Below are 16975 nucleotides of genomic sequence, written 5' to 3'. Positions count from 1 at the left end.
GATGACCATGACCAATTGGCAAGCTGAAGCAGAAAAGATCCGTCCTCAACTCCTTGAAGATTTGACCACCCTTTTGAAAATCGACTCACAGCGCGACGTGGCGCACAAAACTGACGCCGCCCCGCTTGGCCCTGGCCCGGCCAAGGCGCTGAACACCATGCTCGCCATGGCGGAACGCGATGGGTTTAACACCTTGAACATCGACAATGTGGCCGGCCGCATCGAATTAGGCCAAGGCGACGAGATCTTCGGCTTATTTGGCCACATGGATGTCGTCCCGGCCGGCCCAGGCTGGAACACCGATCCCTTCGATCCCGTGATTAAAGATGGCAAGCTTTATGCCCGGGGCTCCTCTGATGATAAGGGGCCAAGCATCGCTGCGTACTATGCGTTGAAGTTGGTGCGCGACTTGAAGTGCCCGATTAACAAGAAGATTCACTTCATCATCGGTACCGACGAAGAGTCTGATTGGGTCGGCATCCATCGTTACTTAGAAACCGAACCCGCGCCTGATTTTGGTTTCTCGCCGGATTCGGAATTCCCAATTATCAACGGGGAAAAAGGCATTGCCACTTTCGCCATTGATTTCAAGCCGCAGCCAACCACCGGGGCGTTGCAGCTGACGTCATTTAGCGCTGGTCTGCGGGTGAACATGGTGCCGCAAAGCGCCACCGCCACTTTGGCAGGGGAGATTCCAACGAGCCTGGACACCCTGCTGGCGGCGGCTAACCAGCAAAAAGGGATTCACGTTGAAACCAGCCCGGCGGCCAATGGCATCACGCTGACCATGACGGGGAAAGGCGCGCATGCCCAGGAACCAAGCGACGGCATCAACGCGGCGACCTTCCTGGCCACCTTGCTGAACCAATTGCCGCTGGATCCAGCTGGCAAGCAATATGTCAGTGCGATTGCGGCCCACATGCATGAAGACTCTCGCGGCCACCTGCTGGGCATTAACCACAAAGATGCCGTCATGGGTGAATTAACCGCTAGCCCTGATCTGTTGACCTACGAACCAGCCGGCAAGCAGCAAGTGCTGCTGAATGTGCGGTACCCGCAAGGCACGGATCCAGACACCATCATTGCCGGCATTACCGCCGCTTTAGGGGCGGACACCGTGACAGTTTCCGTGAACGGCCATGCCCAGGCCCCGCATTATGTCGCTGGTGATGATCCACTGGTGAAAACCCTGCTGCAAGTGTATCAAGATCACACCGGCCAACCCGGCTTTGAACAGGTGATTGGCGGCGGCACTTATGGCCGCATCATCGACCGCGGCGTGGCGTTTGGGGCCTTGATGCCTGATGCGGAAAACGTGATGCATCAAGCCAACGAATACATGGCAGTCGATAGCATTATTCAGGCGGTGGCCATCTACGCCGATGCCATCAGTCGCTTAGCGCAATAACGAAACTGAAACCGCGGCTGGTCCGCGGTTTTTCTGTGAGGTGAAAGTATGTCCGTCATTAATGACCTCAAAGCCCAGCTCCCGCCTACCTTGGCGGCAATCTCGATCACCCATTTTGCAACCGTGGACTCGACGATGTTGGTGGCAGAACGACAAATTCAAAGTGGTCGCCGCGCCCCGTTTTTGCTGCTAGCTGATGAGCAAACGGCTGGCATTGGCCGGCGCGGCCATCATTTTGATTCGCCGCCGGTCGCAGGGCTTTATTTCACTTATGCAATGCCGGCACCGGCTGCCACCGCCCTGTTGACCCCAGCTGCTGGCGTGGCCTTGCAACAAACCGTCAGCCGGGTGGTCCAAGTCACGGCCACGATTAAGTGGGTCAATGATTTGCTGGTGAACGACCGCAAAGTCGCCGGCATCATGGCCACCTTTTTGCCTGAGCCGCAGCCCACGGTGCTGATCGGAGTCGGCGTCAATCTCACCCCGAGCGCCGAGCGGCACGAAACTAAGCTGGGCCTGCCCATCGGTGCGCTACTAACCGCCGCGCCGGCGAATGACTTGCGGCCAGCTTTGCTGGCCCAGTGGCTCATTCATTTCACCCAGCTGCTGCAGACGCCTGCTCAAATCATGCCGGCTTACCGGCAGCATGCCGCCTGGCTGGGCCGGACCGTGACGCTTGCCGGCGCCGGCGTTGACCAGCGTGGCACCGTTCAAGGCTTCACGGCGGATGGCGCGCTACAGCTCCTGACACCGCAGGGGCTGATCACCACCACTACTGGCAGCATCCGGCTCGTCTAAACGCAAACAAAGGGGAGTGGCTTGACAGCCACTCCCCTTTGTTTGCACTATTCCGCAGCAATTTTCGTCAGATCACTAAATTCGCTCAGTTGGTAAACCGGTATCACGGTGGTGCGATTAGGTTTGAAATGCGGGTTGAACCATACCGAATCGATTTTGGCGTTGCGGCCCCCTTGAATATCAGAGGTCAGCGAATCGCCAACAATCAAGGTCGTGGCCGCGTCAAATTTGGGAATATGTTTGGCCACGTAATCAAAGAAGGCCATGGTGGGCTTCGGGGCGCCGATGGCATCCGAAACAAAGATATCAGCAAAGGCATCAATCAGCCCGGCTTTGGCCAGGCGCTGGCGCTGCACTTCAATCACACCGTTGGACACCACATACAAGCGGTAATCACTGAGGGCCTCAAGGGTTTCTGCCACATGGGGAAGCACAATCGCTTGTTGATCCAGCATTTTATGATAATGCTTCTCCGCGGCCAGCCCATCTGCCTCGACGCCAAATTCTTTGAACAACTGGGTAAAGCGGCGGGCAAAAATCTGCTGGCGCGGAATGCGGCCTGCTTCAAAATCCACCCACAGCCCAGCGTTGATGGTGAGATACCGCGCCTCAAGCCGCGGTGTGTACCGGGCGCCAAAGTCTTCAATGGTCTGCTTTAAGCAAGCCAGTTCCCCTGCTTCGAAGTCGAGCAAGGTGTCATCCACATCAAATAAAATCGTTCGATACATGCCTCCGCCTCCATATCGCTAGTCTAGTATGCCGGCCGCGAGAATGCATCGCCGATTGCGGCCGCCAGCAGCGGCATGACCGAGGGGTGGTTTTGGGGTATAATGATGCGTAATTAGTTGTAATCTGGGGGATTTCAAACGTGCGAGAGTCTAAGCATCACCAAAAAAAGCAGCAGGCACCCAAGGCGCAAAAAGTGGCCTTGCCGCCTTTCAGCAAGGCCACTTGGCCCTTATACCTGCGGGTCGCCTTGCATACCCTGCGGTCGTTAATTTACTACAGTGTTGGGCTAGCCTTGATTTTACTGGCGTTTGGCGTGGGCCTGCTCGGCGGCTATTTTGCTTCCATCATCAATGACACTGCGGTCCCAACCAAGGCCGAAATGACCCGCACCTTGGCCAATGTCGACACCTCGACCCAGCTGTTTTATGCCAACAATCAGTCCATTGGCCATGTTAAAAGTGACCTCCTGCGTGATACCGTCAGTTTGGACAAGGTCTCACCTTGGTTGCAAAAAGCGATTGTCGCCACCGAAGATGAGGATTTTTGGACCAACCATGGCGTGGTGCCGAAAGCGCTGATTCGCGCCGTGTTTGCGGAAGTCACCGGCTTGGGCAGCCAAACCGGGGGCTCGACTTTGACCCAACAGGTCGTCAAACTGCAATTTTTGAATTCGCAAACCACCTTTAAACGTAAGGCCGTGGAAATCATGTACGCGCTGCGGCTCAATCACCACTACAGCAAGGCGCGGATTTTAGAGGAATACCTGAACATCATCACCCTTGGCCGCAATCACACCGGACAAAATATTGCCGGGGTGGAAACCGCGGCGCTGGGACTGTTCGGCAAGCATGCCAAGGATCTGAATTTGGCCGAGTCCGCCTACATCGCCGGGCTGCCGCAAAGCCCTTCTGTCTACACGCCTTACACCAACACTGGGGCCTTCAAGTCTGATCTCTCCGCTGGCTTTAACCGTGAAAAAACCGTCTTGTTTCGGATGTATCGCGCTGGCACCATTACCAAGGCCGAATATGACGAAGCCAAGGCGTTTGATCTCAAAGCCGCTTTGCTCACGCCAGGCAATGCGGAAAGTACCGTCAGCTCGGATGACTATGTGTACACCATGGTGCAAAGCGAGGCCCAGACCATCTTGGCCCAGCAATTGGCCAAAGCCGATGGTTACACCAAAACCCAGCTTGAAGGCAGCTCCAGCTTGACCCAAACTTACGACAAGGATGCCAGCAAGCTGCTCGCCACCAAGGGTTACCAAGTGCACTCCACCTTGAACAAGCCGATTTATGACGCCATGCAAAAAGTGGTGGCCAACTATAAAGGCAGTTTTGGCTATACTTACACGGGCTACGTCAAAGACAGCGTCACCGGCGGCTACACCAAGACCTCGGCGCCAGTGCAAAACGGGACCGTGCTGTTGGATAATCAAACCGGGGCGATTTTGGGCTTTGTTGGCGGCACGGCCGGGCAAGTCAATCACATCTACACCAAGCGCTCCCCTGGGTCCTCGATTAAGCCAACGCTGGTTTACGGCCCCGCTATCGACAGCGGCATTATTAGCAGTCGCACCATGCTCGCTGACTTCAAGAAGGACTTTGGCGGCGGCTATTCCGTCACCGACTATGGCAACACGATTTTGAATAAGTTCGTAGATGCCACCACGGCCCTGAAGAACTCGCTGAACATCCCCACCGTCAACTTGTACCAAGAACTGCGCAAAAGCGTGGATGTGAAAGCCTACATGACCAAAATGGGCGTCACGACCTTAACCGATAACGACTATGCCACCTTAGGCTTAGCCCTTGGCGGGACAGACTACGGTGAAACAGTGCAGGAAGCGGCCAGTGCCTTTGCCACCTTTGCCCGCGGCGGTAGCAATGTTTCGCCTTACGTCATTGACCGCATCGAAGATCCTTCCGGCAAGGTCATTTACCAGCACAAAACGGTAACCCGCCATGTCTTCTCGAAGGCCACGGCTTACATCTTGACGCAAATGTTGCATCAAACCGTGACCAGTGGGACCGGGATTTACGCCGGGGAGAATGTCAACTTCAACGCTAGCAACCTAATTGCCAAAACCGGGACTTCTAACGACTACAAAGACCTCTGGTTTATCGGCTCCACCCCAGGCATCACCATGGCCAGTTGGATGGGCTACGACAATGCCAACGGCGCTAACCACACGCTCAGTTCCAGCGGTAGTGCCATTAACCAGCGCTATTGGGCGGCATTGGCCAATGCCGTTTATGCCCTTGACCCGAAGCTCTTTGCCTTAAGCGACACCATGCAGCGGCCAAGCGCCGTCAAGTCCACCACCGTCAATGCCGAAACCGGCCTGAAAAATGGGGATGTCACCTATAACGGTAAGACCTTTAGCCTCACCGGCAGCACCGCAGAAGCCTTGTCCTATGGCTATACCCCAGGCGTCACCCAGGCCCAGTTTGGCATTGGCGGTACCACCGCTAATTACACCGACTTCTGGGCCTCCCTGCAAGGCGGCAACGATGATAGTTATGGGCAAAAGAAGAGTGGCGATGAGGCTGACCAAACCGATGCCGCGAAAGCTGATGAAGCTAACAGCAGCAGTTCTTCCAGTGCGGCCAGCTCCTCGAGCACTGCTCCGACCACCACTGAAGCCAATCAATAATGAGCTAACCGCGCAATCAGCGCGGTTTTTTCGTGGTCGGAATCAAAAATCCCGCAGCATCAGCTGCGGGATTTTAAGTCGGACAAGTTTAACGCGTCGACTTGCGCGTGGTGATATCAAAGCCCAGGCGAATGGTCTTGGCGTCGATATCTTCTTTATTCATCATCTTGGTCAACAGGCGCATGGCCACGGCACCGATATCATACAGCGGCTGATCAATGGAGGTCAGCTGCGGCCGAGCCATTTCGGTGAGCTTGGTGTTGTTGGAGGTGATGATTTCGAAATCATCTGGCACTTTCACCCCAGCGTCCAGCGCGCCATCGAGAATACCCACTGCGACTTCATCGTCGCCAACCACGGCCGCCGTCGCGCCAGCCTTTTGCAGCTGCGCAAACAAGGCTAAACCGGCATGGTAGCTGGTTTCACTTTCGAAGACCAAGCTTTCGTCGTAAGGCAAGCCGGCCTTTTGCAGGGCCTGTTTGTAGCCCTTGAGGCGATATTGGCCGTTGATCGGCTGAGCCAGTTGGCCGGTGACCAACGCCACCTGCTTGGAGCCGGAATTGATCAACTGCGTCGTGGCGGCTTCTACGGCAGCCACGTAATCGATGTTGACGGAACCAACTTGTTCGTCAGGGTCAACGGAACCGGCCAGCACGATTGGGGTCTTGCTCCGAGAGAACTCTTGGCGAATGCTATCGGAAATGTCATTGCCCATGTAGATCAACCCATCAACTTGCTTGGCCAGCAAGGTGTTGAGCACCTGCACTTCTTTTTGACTGTTCTCATCGGAGTTGGCCAAAATGATGTTGTACTTGTACATCGTGGCCACATCGTCAATCCCCCGTGCTAAGCTGGAGAAGAACATGTTGGTGACATCAGGAATGATCACCCCAACCGTGGTCGTCTTCTTGGAGGCCAAGCCGCGCGCCACCGCATTTGGTCGGTAGTCCAGCTTGTCGATGACTTCAAGGACCTTCTTGCGGGTGGCCGGCTTCACATTCGGATTGCCGTTCACCACGCGCGAAACCGTGGCCATGGAGACATTGGCTTCACGGGCCACATCATAAATCGTAATTGTTTGTTTTTCCATTGTTAGTTTGCTCCTTACGCGAACGTTTTGGTTCTCGTGATTTCCAACATACTTTAGCAGACTAGCATCAGCAATGCAAGCGTTTTACTGAATTTTTCATTGTAATTTTCATTACCGTTTTTCAGAAAGCCAGTCGTGACACCCCGCTGTGGTATACTGGTTCCGCAAGTCACTACTCCCCTGAGCGCGGGAGAATTTCAGGAGGAAAGCTTATGAACGTCCATCTCGAGCAGCTCCAGGCCTGGGTGCAAGCCCAGTCGCTGGATGTCGCTTATATCAGCAATTACACCAATATCAATTACTTCACCGGTTTTTTCAGTGATCCCGAAGAACGGATCACCGGCCTGTTTGTTTTTCCTGACCAAGACCCCTTCTTGTTCGTCCCGGCCTTATCCATCGAAGCCGTGAAGAAGGCCGGCTGGCCATACGGGGTCGCCGGCTACCTCGATCATGAGCAGCCATTTGCCCTGATTGCCGCTGAAATCAAAAAGCGCGTCGCTAACCCCATCAAATGGGGCATCGAAAAAGACGACCTCGCCGTTTTCAAGTTCGAAGCCATCATGCGGCAGTTCCCGACGGCAACGTTCCCGGCTGACGCCAGCCGCTTCATTGAAACGCTGCAGCTGATCAAGACGCCTGATGAAATTGCCAAAATGGAAGAAGCCGGGCGCCAAGCCGATCGCGCCTTTGCGGCTGGTTTCAAGGCTCTATGCACCGGCATCACCGAACAAGCAGTCGTAGCGGAAATCGAATATGCCATGATGAAGGAAGGCGTCATGCACATGAGCTTTGACACCATTGTGCAGGCCGGCATTGACGCCGCTGATCCCCATGGCGGACCGGAAGCCACCGCGGTGCAGCCCGGCGAACTGGTGCTGTTTGACCTCGGCACGGACAACCACGGCTACATGAGCGACGCCACCCGCACAGTGGCCTTCGGCGCTGGCGTTTCGGCCAAGGCCCAAGAAATCCACAAAGTCTGCTTAGAGGCGCAACTCACCGCCCAAGCCGCCGTGCGGCCTGGCTTGCGGGCTTCTGATTTGGACAAAATTGCCCGCGACATCATCGAAAAGGCGGGCTATGGCGAGTACTTCAATCACCGCCTGGGCCACGGCATCGGCATGTCCACTCATGAGTTTCCTTCCATCATGGCCGGCAATGATATGGAATTGAAGCCGGGCATGTGCTTCTCGATTGAACCAGGCATTTACATTCCAGGCGTGGCAGGCGTGCGCATTGAAGACTGCGTCCACGTCACTGCCACCGGCTGCGAACCCTTCACTCACACCTCAAAAGACTACACGGTCATTAATTAACTTCAAAGCGCTGGTTGCGATCAGCGCTTTTTGTATGCTCGCAAAGTTAAAAACGCCTAGGTTTAGGCTTTTACCGTTCACCGTATGCATACGTTATTTATTATTTATTCATCTGAATGTATCAAAACCGAGACAGGGCCTGGTTTGACGGACTTGGCTTGCTCAAAAATGAACGATTAGGCATTTCTGTGAGTCTAAGCAAGCGTGATTTTAAGCCAAAACCGGCGCGTTAAAGCAAAAATGGAAACCCAATGGCATCAACGTTCATACTCTCGGCAGTCTACATATGTTCACGATTAATGTACACGAAATATCTCATGTATTTATTATTTGCACATCTAAGGGCTAGCCCATATGATTAAGATGAAAAATAAGAAGAGAAAAGAGGAAAAGAATTATGCCTGTGTCTGATATCGAACGTGCGATGACCCCTCAAATGGGTTTACCAAATGATCTGATGTTAAAGTTGATGCACCAGCACATCGAGCAAGTTGCCGAACATGCGCGGGTGCGTAAAGAAGCTAAGCAGAACAACAAGTAACTTTACCATTAGATAAAACCAGCGTTGGGCCGCGGCCCAACGCTATTTTTATGCAAACAAAAAGCGCGTTGAGCACCGCTCATCGCGCTTAAGCTTTATGCTTCTGGGTTATCCTGATCTGCCCGTGCCGCTTCGTCTGGCACGCTAGGATCGATGTCGTTGGTGGCGGCATCATCGAAGGCTTCTGCTTCATCATGGTCGGCAGTGGCTTCAGTGGCCACTTCGCCCAAATCATCGGCGGCAGTTTCGGCATCGTCTTTGGCTTGAGCAAAGGCACTCTTGCCATCCAAGACGATATCATCGAAATCATCGCTGGCTGGCACTTCTGGCGCGTCGGTCAGTTCGTCTTTAAGGGCCTGAGTGGCATCATCATAACTGGCCACATCGCCTGCATCGTGCTTCGCATTGGCCGCGCGCTGTTTGAGATCCTCAACCATGCTTTGGGCGGATTCGCGCCATTCAGCAGTGGCATCGCGGGCGTAGTCATAGTAATCAGCCGCCCGGTCAGACAAATCATCTTTGGTCTTGCTGAATTTTTCCTTCAGCTCATCGCTGGTTTGCGGCGTCAGCAGATACGTTGCCGCCAACGAACTAGCAGCACCCAGAACGAAACCTAACAAGAAATGACTCTTTTTTGCCATAATGAAAACCTCCTATTTTGTGGTTTGCTCATTTTTCTTGGAAAACATAGCGGCGGCTCGTTGACCCACCTTGGCGGCAACGGTGACCTTGGCGGAATTCTTCGCGCCAGTCGATACTTTAGCCGCGAGGTTACGCGTTGAGGTGTTCAGGTCAGAAACACTTTCTCCGAGCTCACCGATGGCGGTAAACACAGGATCAATGGCGGCTACCTTACCGTTCACGTCGTTGAGCAACGTGTTGGATTTGGTCAGCAACGCTTCAATCTCGTTGGTCAGCGGTTTGATTTCGCCGTTGACTGTATCCAGCGTCTGGTTAACCTCGGCGACTGTGTTTTTAATTTCCTTGGTGACAGATGATAAACGAATGGCAATGATCGCTACGGCTAAGGCAATGATCAAAAACGCCACTGCCGCAATCACCCCAGCAACTTCTGCTCCTGACATGCAACACCCTCCTTTAACACCCCACGAAAAGGGATGCATATGTATACAACAAGAATATCATCATTACCAGGCCGCGGCAAATTTTTCACGACGTTAACTGCCTGGTGCGACCATGTACGCCGGATAGGCATAGGCCAGCTGATAGCCTAACTTTTGCGCCAGCGCCAGCGACGTTTTGGTGTGCGCGTCCCAGCTCGGATAAATGCCCCGCGTGAGACAGGTTAAAATCAGCTGCGCACTGCAAGCAGTGGCCAGTCCGCGACGCCGGTAGTCTTCACGCGTATCGACTTCGATTTCGATGCCGCCAGGATAAGCACTGTAAGCACTGGCGCCAGCCACTAGCTCACCTTCATGCAGCGCCAACACGCCGCAAGCCAGCCGGTCAAATTGATCAAAGCTGCGAAACTGCCGCGTAAAATCTTCCGCCCAGGCCAGCGTCTGACACACGCCAAACCAGTGCTGGTCCAGCGCCACCAACTGCGTGCCGGCGGGCGGATTGGCGAGCTGCTGCAAGCGGTGCGGATCAAAGCCGGCGGTTATTTTCACCGTGGCATAACGCTCAAAGCGCTTAGCGCAAGTGCCATAAGTGCCCTCAATCACCGGTGTCCAGGCGTCAGTGCGAGGCACCACAATCAGCGGTTGCGGAGCCGCAATCGAGTTAAGCAAGGTGGCATCAGGCTGGCCCGCTAAGAAGACAAAGTCACCGATGACCGCTGCTGCAGCCCTCTCCGTACCGATGAGCTGGCCCATGGTGCCACTTAAGCATGAATAGATGGGCGTTTCTGGCCACCCAGCAAATAGCGGTGCGGCTTGTTGGGGCGTGAGACGATTGGGCATGTTGAAACCTACTTTCTTGGCAATCATATAGACTTTTTATAAATTCAAGACCAGCGCTAGGCCGGGTTGGTGGATTTTGTTACACTGATAACAGACTAAGGAGCGATTATATTGAACCCATACATCCTACTGACCACTTTAACTGAGCAACCCAATGCCTGGCGGCGCTACTTTGATGCCATCGATTGGAGCAAAATTATCGATGCCATCGTCAGTACCGTGGTTGAAATCGTTTTGTTCACGGTGCTGTTTCTGGTGATTAACGCCATCGGTAAACGCCTGATCAATCACGGCTTCAACGCCTACCAAGCGCGCACTGGCGTCTCCAGCACCCGCGCTACCACCATGCACGCCCTCAGCAAAAATGTGCTGGGCTACACGGTCTTTTTCTTCTACCTTTATGCAGTGTTGACTGTGCTTGGCGTACCGGTGGGGACCTTGCTGGCTGGTGCTGGGGTGGTCGGTATTGCCTTAGGCCTCGGCGCCCAAGGCTTTGTCGCTGATGTCGTCACGGGCTTCTTCATTCTATTAGAAGGCCAAATCGATGTCGGCGATGCTGTCACCCTAGGAACCATTACCGGCGTTGTCACCTCAGTGGGGCTGCGGACAACGATTGTGCGCAGCTATGATGGCACCGTGAACTACATTCCTAATCGCAATATTACCATTGTTTCAAATCTTTCTCGCAGCAACATGCTGGCTTTGGTTAAATTGCCGATGCGCCCGGAAGCGGATCTCAAGCATGTGCGCACGGTGATCGATCAAGTCAACACGGACCTCGTGCCGCAAATCAAAGCTATTCGCCAAGGCCCCGACGTCTTGGGGCTGACCGATAACGGTGATGGCACCTTTAGCTACCAAGTCAAGTTCCTCACGGCTAATGGTGAACAGCTCAACGTGCAGCGTCGTTTTCTCGCTGCTTATGTCAAAGCCTTGCATGATGCTGGCATCGATTTGCCGACACCACCCCTTAATCTACGCCAATCCTAATCGCGCCCAATAAGGAGACTGACTTTGCTAAATCTGATCAAAGGTGCCCTCATCGGAATCGCCCTTGTCATTCCTGGCTTATCTGGTAGCATTTTTGCCGTGGTGGTCGGGCTGTATGACCGCCTGCTCGCTGCCGTGAACCATTTTCGCGAAGCGCCGCGCACCCACCTGCGCTTACTGGTTCCAGTGGGGCTCGGGGCAGTGCTGGGAATTTTGCTTTCCACCAAGGCTATTTTGCTGATCACGGCGAGCTGGCCGCTGCCCAGTTACAGCTTCTTTATCGGCTTGGTGCTGGGAATTGGGCCGTTTATCTACCGCAAAATCACCCAGGTGCCGTTCAAGGCTTGGTATGTGCTTCTGCCAGTGCTGGGATTCGCCGCGATTTATGGCTTGGCCAAGCTCGGCGGCGAGCAACCTGAAAACTTGATTGCCATCACTCGTCTGAAATCATTGGCTGATGCCGGCACCATGACCTTTGCCGGCGTGTTCGCAGTCGCGCTGATGGCGATTCCAGGCATCTCCGGTTCCATTATGTTGATGGTGATCGACCAATATGGCACCGTGTATAATGCCGTGAGCGCCATCGGGCCGGCCTTGCGCGCCTTGTTGGCCGGCAACTGGGCCGCCTTTCAGGAGCAGCTGATGACCGTGGCCTTGCTCGGTCCCTTCATGCTTGGCGCCATCGTCGGGCTACTGGTGATCGCCAAAGTGATGGAAATGTTACTCAAGCGTTTCGAAGCGCAAGTGTATTATGCGGTCATCGGCATTGTGCTGGCCGCCGCCTTGATCTTGGTAGAAACTGGCCTGAAGCCCTACTGGCCGGCCAGCACCGGCATCGGCGGCATCCTCACGGTGGTGGCCGGCGTTGTGCTAGGCGTGTTGGCCACGATTTTCTTGGACAAACCCAGCGATGCGGCAACTGGCGTATAATACGAGTATTCAAACTAAAAGAGGCCAGTCATGCAACCAGAATTTACTTTCGCCACCAAAGCCGATTTACCGGCGGTGGTCGCCATTTACAATCAAATCATCCCGAGCCGCTTAGCCACTGCTGATCTTGAACCGGTCACGGTCGCTTCCAGAGCCGCTTGGTTTGCCGCGTTCGACCCCAAGCGCCGGCCGTTGTGGCTAATTAAACAGAATCATGAACTCGCCGGCTGGGTGGGCTTGGAAGACTTCTACGGCCGGCCGGCATATGGTCATACGGCAGAAATCAGCATCTACATCGATGGCGCTCATCACCACCAAGGCTTGGGCCAGGCCGCGCTGGATCATGTATTCGGCCAACTGCCGGTGCTGGGTCTCGATGCCCTCGTCGCCTTTATCTTCGCGCATAACATCCCCAGCCTCGGCTTGTTCACTAAGAACCAGTTTAGCCAGTGGGGGCTGTTGCCAGACGTGGCGTTGATGGATGGCCAGCGCCGCAGCTTAGCGATTATGGGCCGCCGGTTCTAAACTTACAGCAAAACACCAGTCAACTCGCGGTTGGCTGGTGTTTTTGCGTCGTGCTTTAGTTTTTCAATTCCGGGGTCTTCTCGGATAATGTGTATTCTTTATCGATATTGTGGCCGATGTAATTGATGCCTTTCATCACTTCGCGCCGGGTAACAATACCGGTGAAGGTGCCATCTTTTTGCACGACTGGGAGGAACGCGCTATCGACCAACGCATGGAGCACTTCTTCGATATCATATGGGTCATCGATGGTGACCACGCCGGTTTCCATCACGTCTTTCACGCAATATTGGTCCAGCGGGGCAGCGGTGATGTCATCGAGGCCGAGCATTTTGTCAGTGATTTGGGGCAGTGAAATCAGGCCTTTGAAATGATCCTGGTTATCCAGCACGGGAATTTTAGCGTAGCGCACTTTCGTCAGGACCAAAAACGCGTGCCGCAGCGAGTTGTCTTCGCTGACACTGGCAATCATATCGCCAGGAATAAGGAAGTGACTGCGGTTTTCCGTCATCATGTTCTCGATCACTTGGTTTATCAATAAAATCGCTCCTTTTGTCGTACAGGACTATTGTAGCGAATTCCCGCCATGAAAGCACCTTCATCGCCTAGGTTTAGACAGGATTTAACAAACTAGGCCCACGCCTCAACCGGCAAAATCACTAGGTCAGTATCGTTATTTGTAACCGGTTGCGGCAGCACGGCGGCGTACTTTCATGCGCCTCCCACGGCATGTGAAATCGGCTTCAAGGCTTTTCGGCAGGCCTGTTATTTCTGAAGGCTAATTGCTTGCTTCTTTCACAAAGGTTGTTTACTATGCCCTTAACCCTTGCTACACTGGTAAGCATATGACTGTCCAATTTCAGAAAATAAGGGCAGATGGAGGCGCAATAATGACATACGATCTTTGGACCCGACTCTTTGCTGAGTTCATGGGGACCGCGATCATGGTCGCGTTAGGCAACGGTTCAGTCGCCAACGTCGATCTCAAAGGGACAAAAGGTAATGGTTCCGACTGGATGCTGATTGCAGTCGGTTACGGGGCTGGGGTCATGATCCCAGCCATGATGATTGGCGGGATTTCGGGGAACCATATCAACCCCGCGTTTACGATTGGCTTGGCGGCTGCAGGGTTATTTCCATGGAGCGAAGTGCTACCTTACATTATTGCTCAATTTGCTGGGGCCATGTTTGGTCAGCTGTGGGTGGTGGCCGCCTACAAGCCGCATTACGACTTGACCACCGACACGCGCCACGTCTTAGGCACGTTCTCCACGATCAATGCCACCAGCAGCAAACTGAATGGCTTTATCAACGAATTCATTGGTTCCTTTATTCTTTTCTTCGGTGCGCTGGGCATTACCAAAGCCCCATTCTTTCAGAATAACCTGGGCACTGCGCACATGGCGCTGGGGTTCCTGGTTGCGACCTTGGTTGCCAGCTTTGGTGGCCCCACCGGCCCGGCCTTGAACCCGGCCCGTGACCTCGGGCCACGGCTGCTGCATCAGCTGTTGCCGCTGCGGCACAAAGGCAGCTCCGATTGGGACTATGCTTGGGTGCCGGTGGCGGCACCGATTTTGGCCGCCATCACAGCAATCGTCTTATATAAAGCAGTCTTTCTATAAAGGCCAAACGGCCCTGATGCGCGAAGCATCAGGGCTTTTTTCATGGGGCTAATCAAAAAGAAGCTGACGACTTCGGCAGCTTCTTGCTTTATGATTTGAACAGTTCGCGTGGCTTCACTGGTTCCGCCAGCCGGGGCCGGTGCCGCTGCGCAGGCAACTTTGATGCCAAATCTGGGTGGGCTGGTGTTACCGTCGGCTTTTTGGCCAGTACTTCCGCTTGCCGCTGGCTGGTCGCCAGAGTCTTGGCATCAAGGTAAAACAGGTTGACGACTGTTGCCGCCGTCACTTGCTGGCCAGGCGGTGGCGTCATGCTCAGGACGGTTTGCGGTTGGCAGTTCGCATACCGAACGGCGGCTGCGACTTTGACCGAGCGACCAACTAGGCCCAACGTTTTGAGCTGCAACTGTGCCTTAGCCAGCGGCCAAGCGCGCAAATCTGGGACGAGCGGCATCCCCTTCGCCTCCCCTCGACTGATGCCATCATTTCAACGCAAAGCGCCGCTGCAAATCCGGCGCCGGCTGGCCGTTGCGCAGATAGTAGGTGACCGTGATCGCCTCATCAGTCGCTTCAATCACCGCATAAGTGCCACCCAGCCTCGCAAACTGGCCGCGCGGCTGGGAGATGCTCCCAGGGTTCAGCACCACCATGCCATCGTGCTGCTCCACCCCTAACTGATGGGTGTGGCCAAAAATGACAATGCGAGCCTTGGCCTTAGCTGCAGCGTCTAACAGTTGCGTTAAACTGAAGTTCACCCCAAAGCGATGGCCATGGGTCATGAACACCGGCACCCCAGCCACAGTTTGGCTGACAGTCAGCGGAAAGGCGGAATCAAAGTCCATGTTGCCGCGCACCGCCACATAATGGTCAAAAATCGGATCATCAGCGGCAAACTCGGAATCGCCAGCGTAAAAATAAGCATCAGCATCTGGCTGCTGGGTCAAAATGGTCTCAAGAATTTGATGATCCCCATGGGTATCACTCACTGCGACGAGTTTCATGTGCGTCCTCCTTGCCTGTGAACCACTGCTGCCATTGCTTTTCCAAGGCGCGCATGGCGTTGCCGCGGTGGCTGACCTGATTTTTCTCGCTGCTCGTCAGCTGGGCCATGGTTTTGCCTAGCGCCGGCAGGAAGAAGTAAGGATCATAGCCGAAACCGTTGTCCCCTTCTGGTACGCCAGTGATTTGGCCTTTCACCTCGCCATTCACAACAAGGTCATGGTCCGGATCATTCGGTTTGGCAAACACCAAGGTCGTATGGAAAGTGGCAGTACGCTGCTCTGGCGCCACTTCTGCTAGGTTGGCAATCAGCTTGGCATTATTGGCAGCATCATTATGACCGCGGCCAGCGTACCGGGCGGAAAATACCCCTGGCGCACCGTCTAAGGCATCCACCATCAGGCCCGAGTCATCAGCCACCACTGGTAGCTCCAAAGCGCTAGCATAGCCGTCTGCCTTCAGCCGCGCATTTTCCTCAAAGGTCTCGCCAGTTTCCGGCACTGTCGGCAAGTCGGGGAAATCCGCCAGACTTTTGACGCTGAGGCCATCTGCTTCAAACATCGCTGCCAGTTCCTTGACTTTGCCGGCGTTTTTCGAGGCAATCACCACGGTTTGCGGGGCAGCCGCCGGTAAATGATCCGTGGCCTCGGCGTCGATGGTCACATGCTGAGCATTGACCTTTAGCCCCAGCCAGTTGCCGGCAATGACATCAAACATCTTGGCATTACCGGTGGTATAAAAGACGCGGGTGGCCTGCGTCTTGGGCCCGGCCGCAATGTCGAAGTAATCCAGTAACATCGATACTTCGCTGACGGTTTCGGCACCAGAGTCAATTAAGGTGACGTCATCACCCATCACATTTTGAGTCAACGGCCGCAGCAACGGGTAATGCGTGCAGCCCATCACCAGGGTATCAATGCCTTGGTGAAGCAGCGGCTGCAAGGTTTCAGCCACCACGCGTTTAGCCACTGGGGAGGTCATTTCGTTGCTTTCAACCAGCGGGACAAACTTCGGCGCCGCCAAACTGGTTACCTTGATGTGAGCGGCTTTGCCATGAATGGTGTCAGCATAAGCGTTACTCTTCACCGTCCCTTCCGTACCAATCACGCCAATATGGTTGGTGCTGGTGGCTTTAATCGCCGCCCGCGAGCCTGGCACAATTACCCCGACCACCGGAATGTTCAGCTTCTGGCGAATGTCAGGCAATGCTGCCGCGGTGGCCGTATTGCAGGCAATCACCAGCATTTTAATTTGCTGCTGAAGCAAAAAGTTTACCATCTGCCAGGTGAATGCCCGCACCTGCGCCGCTGGGCGCGGCCCATAAGGCAAGCGCGCTTGGTCCCCCAGGAAGACGACATTTTCATTCGGCAGCTGCCGCAGTGCTTCTTTGACGACGGTCAGGCCCCCGACGCCTGAATCAATGAAGCCAATCGGTTGTGTATTCATAACCCA

The 16975-nt window shown here is 54.5% G+C and carries 18 protein-coding genes; 9 read left to right on the top strand and 9 right to left on the bottom strand.

Features of this window, described 5'->3' with window-relative positions; translation table 11 throughout:
* The first annotated feature begins 7 nt into the window (after window positions 1-7).
* Window positions 8-1408 carry a dipeptidase PepV gene (gene pepV, locus JUF11_RS08075; protein ID WP_373305863.1) on the top strand — a complete coding sequence of 467 codons (1401 nt, stop codon included), beginning with the start codon at window positions 8-10 and terminating at the stop codon, window positions 1406-1408.
* 48 nt (window positions 1409-1456) lie between these two features.
* Window positions 1457-2206, top strand: a complete 750-nt coding sequence (locus tag JUF11_RS08070) for a biotin--[acetyl-CoA-carboxylase] ligase (protein WP_204119146.1) — start codon at window positions 1457-1459, stop codon at window positions 2204-2206.
* 47 nt (window positions 2207-2253) lie between these two features.
* Here JUF11_RS08070 and JUF11_RS08065 read toward each other — a convergent pair whose 3' ends face one another.
* A complete protein-coding gene (locus tag JUF11_RS08065) occupies window positions 2254-2934 on the bottom strand; it encodes a YjjG family noncanonical pyrimidine nucleotidase (RefSeq protein ID WP_204119145.1) in 681 nt (226 codons plus the stop codon).
* 140 nt (window positions 2935-3074) lie between these two features.
* Between JUF11_RS08065 and JUF11_RS08060 the strand changes: the two genes are divergently transcribed.
* On the top strand, window positions 3075-5591 hold the full coding sequence (locus tag JUF11_RS08060; RefSeq protein ID WP_204119144.1) for a transglycosylase domain-containing protein: 2517 nt from the start codon (window positions 3075-3077) through the stop codon (window positions 5589-5591).
* Between the two features lie 88 nt (window positions 5592-5679).
* Here the strand turns inward: JUF11_RS08060 and ccpA are convergent, their stop codons facing one another.
* Window positions 5680-6681: a catabolite control protein A gene (ccpA, locus tag JUF11_RS08055; protein ID WP_125579721.1), complete on the bottom strand. Its 1002-nt coding sequence runs from the start codon at window positions 6679-6681 to the stop codon at window positions 5680-5682.
* Between the two features lie 212 nt (window positions 6682-6893).
* On the opposite strand from ccpA, the gene JUF11_RS08050 reads away from it, so the two are divergent.
* Both JUF11_RS08050 and JUF11_RS08045 read left to right on the top strand, forming a co-directional pair.
* Complete coding sequence (locus JUF11_RS08050; RefSeq protein WP_204119143.1) at window positions 6894-7997, top strand: M24 family metallopeptidase; 1104 nt, start codon at window positions 6894-6896, stop codon at window positions 7995-7997.
* Window positions 7998-8394: 397 nt separating this feature from the next.
* Entirely contained in the window at window positions 8395-8538 is a 144-nt protein-coding gene (locus tag JUF11_RS08045) for a hypothetical protein (RefSeq protein WP_164507836.1), read from the top strand.
* Between the two features lie 95 nt (window positions 8539-8633).
* Here the strand turns inward: JUF11_RS08045 and JUF11_RS08040 are convergent, their stop codons facing one another.
* The 3 genes from JUF11_RS08040 to JUF11_RS08030 all read right to left on the bottom strand — a co-directional run bounded on the left by JUF11_RS08040 (window position 8634) and on the right by JUF11_RS08030 (window position 10460).
* Complete coding sequence (locus JUF11_RS08040) at window positions 8634-9179, bottom strand: YtxH domain-containing protein (protein ID WP_204119142.1); 546 nt, start codon at window positions 9177-9179, stop codon at window positions 8634-8636.
* A 12-nt stretch (window positions 9180-9191) separates the two neighbouring features.
* Window positions 9192-9623 carry a DUF948 domain-containing protein gene (locus JUF11_RS08035; RefSeq protein ID WP_204119141.1) on the bottom strand — a complete coding sequence of 144 codons (432 nt, stop codon included), beginning with the start codon at window positions 9621-9623 and terminating at the stop codon, window positions 9192-9194.
* Between the two features lie 93 nt (window positions 9624-9716).
* Window positions 9717-10460, bottom strand: a complete 744-nt coding sequence (locus JUF11_RS08030) for a GNAT family N-acetyltransferase (protein WP_204119140.1) — start codon at window positions 10458-10460, stop codon at window positions 9717-9719.
* A 108-nt stretch (window positions 10461-10568) separates the two neighbouring features.
* Between JUF11_RS08030 and JUF11_RS08025 the strand changes: the two genes are divergently transcribed.
* The 3 genes from JUF11_RS08025 to JUF11_RS08015 are packed head-to-tail and all read left to right on the top strand — an operon-like array spanning window position 10569 to window position 12905.
* Entirely contained in the window at window positions 10569-11450 is an 882-nt protein-coding gene (locus JUF11_RS08025) for a mechanosensitive ion channel family protein (RefSeq protein ID WP_204119160.1), read from the top strand.
* A 24-nt stretch (window positions 11451-11474) separates the two neighbouring features.
* The gene (locus JUF11_RS08020; protein ID WP_204119139.1) at window positions 11475-12380 is read left to right on the top strand and encodes a DUF368 domain-containing protein; all 906 of its coding nucleotides are present in this window, start codon (window positions 11475-11477) and stop codon (window positions 12378-12380) included.
* Between the two features lie 30 nt (window positions 12381-12410).
* Window positions 12411-12905 (top strand): GNAT family N-acetyltransferase, encoded by a 495-nt coding sequence (locus tag JUF11_RS08015; RefSeq protein WP_204119138.1) that lies wholly within the window; start codon window positions 12411-12413, stop codon window positions 12903-12905.
* Between the two features lie 55 nt (window positions 12906-12960).
* Here JUF11_RS08015 and cbpB read toward each other — a convergent pair whose 3' ends face one another.
* A complete protein-coding gene (cbpB, locus tag JUF11_RS08010) occupies window positions 12961-13443 on the bottom strand; it encodes a cyclic-di-AMP-binding protein CbpB (RefSeq protein ID WP_204119137.1) in 483 nt (160 codons plus the stop codon).
* A 352-nt stretch (window positions 13444-13795) separates the two neighbouring features.
* Between cbpB and JUF11_RS08005 the strand changes: the two genes are divergently transcribed.
* Window positions 13796-14527, top strand: a complete 732-nt coding sequence (locus JUF11_RS08005; RefSeq protein WP_204119136.1) for an MIP/aquaporin family protein — start codon at window positions 13796-13798, stop codon at window positions 14525-14527.
* Between the two features lie 88 nt (window positions 14528-14615).
* Here JUF11_RS08005 and JUF11_RS08000 read toward each other — a convergent pair whose 3' ends face one another.
* The 3 genes from JUF11_RS08000 to racE are packed head-to-tail and all read right to left on the bottom strand — an operon-like array spanning window position 14616 to window position 16969.
* Window positions 14616-14978, bottom strand: a complete 363-nt coding sequence (locus JUF11_RS08000) for a PASTA domain-containing protein (protein ID WP_204119135.1) — start codon at window positions 14976-14978, stop codon at window positions 14616-14618.
* 28 nt (window positions 14979-15006) lie between these two features.
* On the bottom strand, window positions 15007-15525 hold the full coding sequence (locus JUF11_RS07995; protein ID WP_204119134.1) for a YfcE family phosphodiesterase: 519 nt from the start codon (window positions 15523-15525) through the stop codon (window positions 15007-15009).
* Window positions 15503-16969 (bottom strand): glutamate racemase, encoded by a 1467-nt coding sequence (gene racE, locus JUF11_RS07990; protein WP_204119133.1) that lies wholly within the window; start codon window positions 16967-16969, stop codon window positions 15503-15505. The genes JUF11_RS07995 and racE overlap by 23 nt, the downstream gene beginning before the upstream one ends.
* Window positions 16970-16975 lie beyond the last annotated feature (6 nt).

It is taken from the genome of Lacticaseibacillus suilingensis (genome assembly GCF_016861845.1).
In the GTDB taxonomy this organism is placed as follows: domain Bacteria; phylum Bacillota; class Bacilli; order Lactobacillales; family Lactobacillaceae; genus Lacticaseibacillus; species Lacticaseibacillus suilingensis.
The sequence above is the reverse complement of the archived record's forward strand: the minus strand, read 5'-3'. Positions and strand labels throughout refer to the sequence as shown.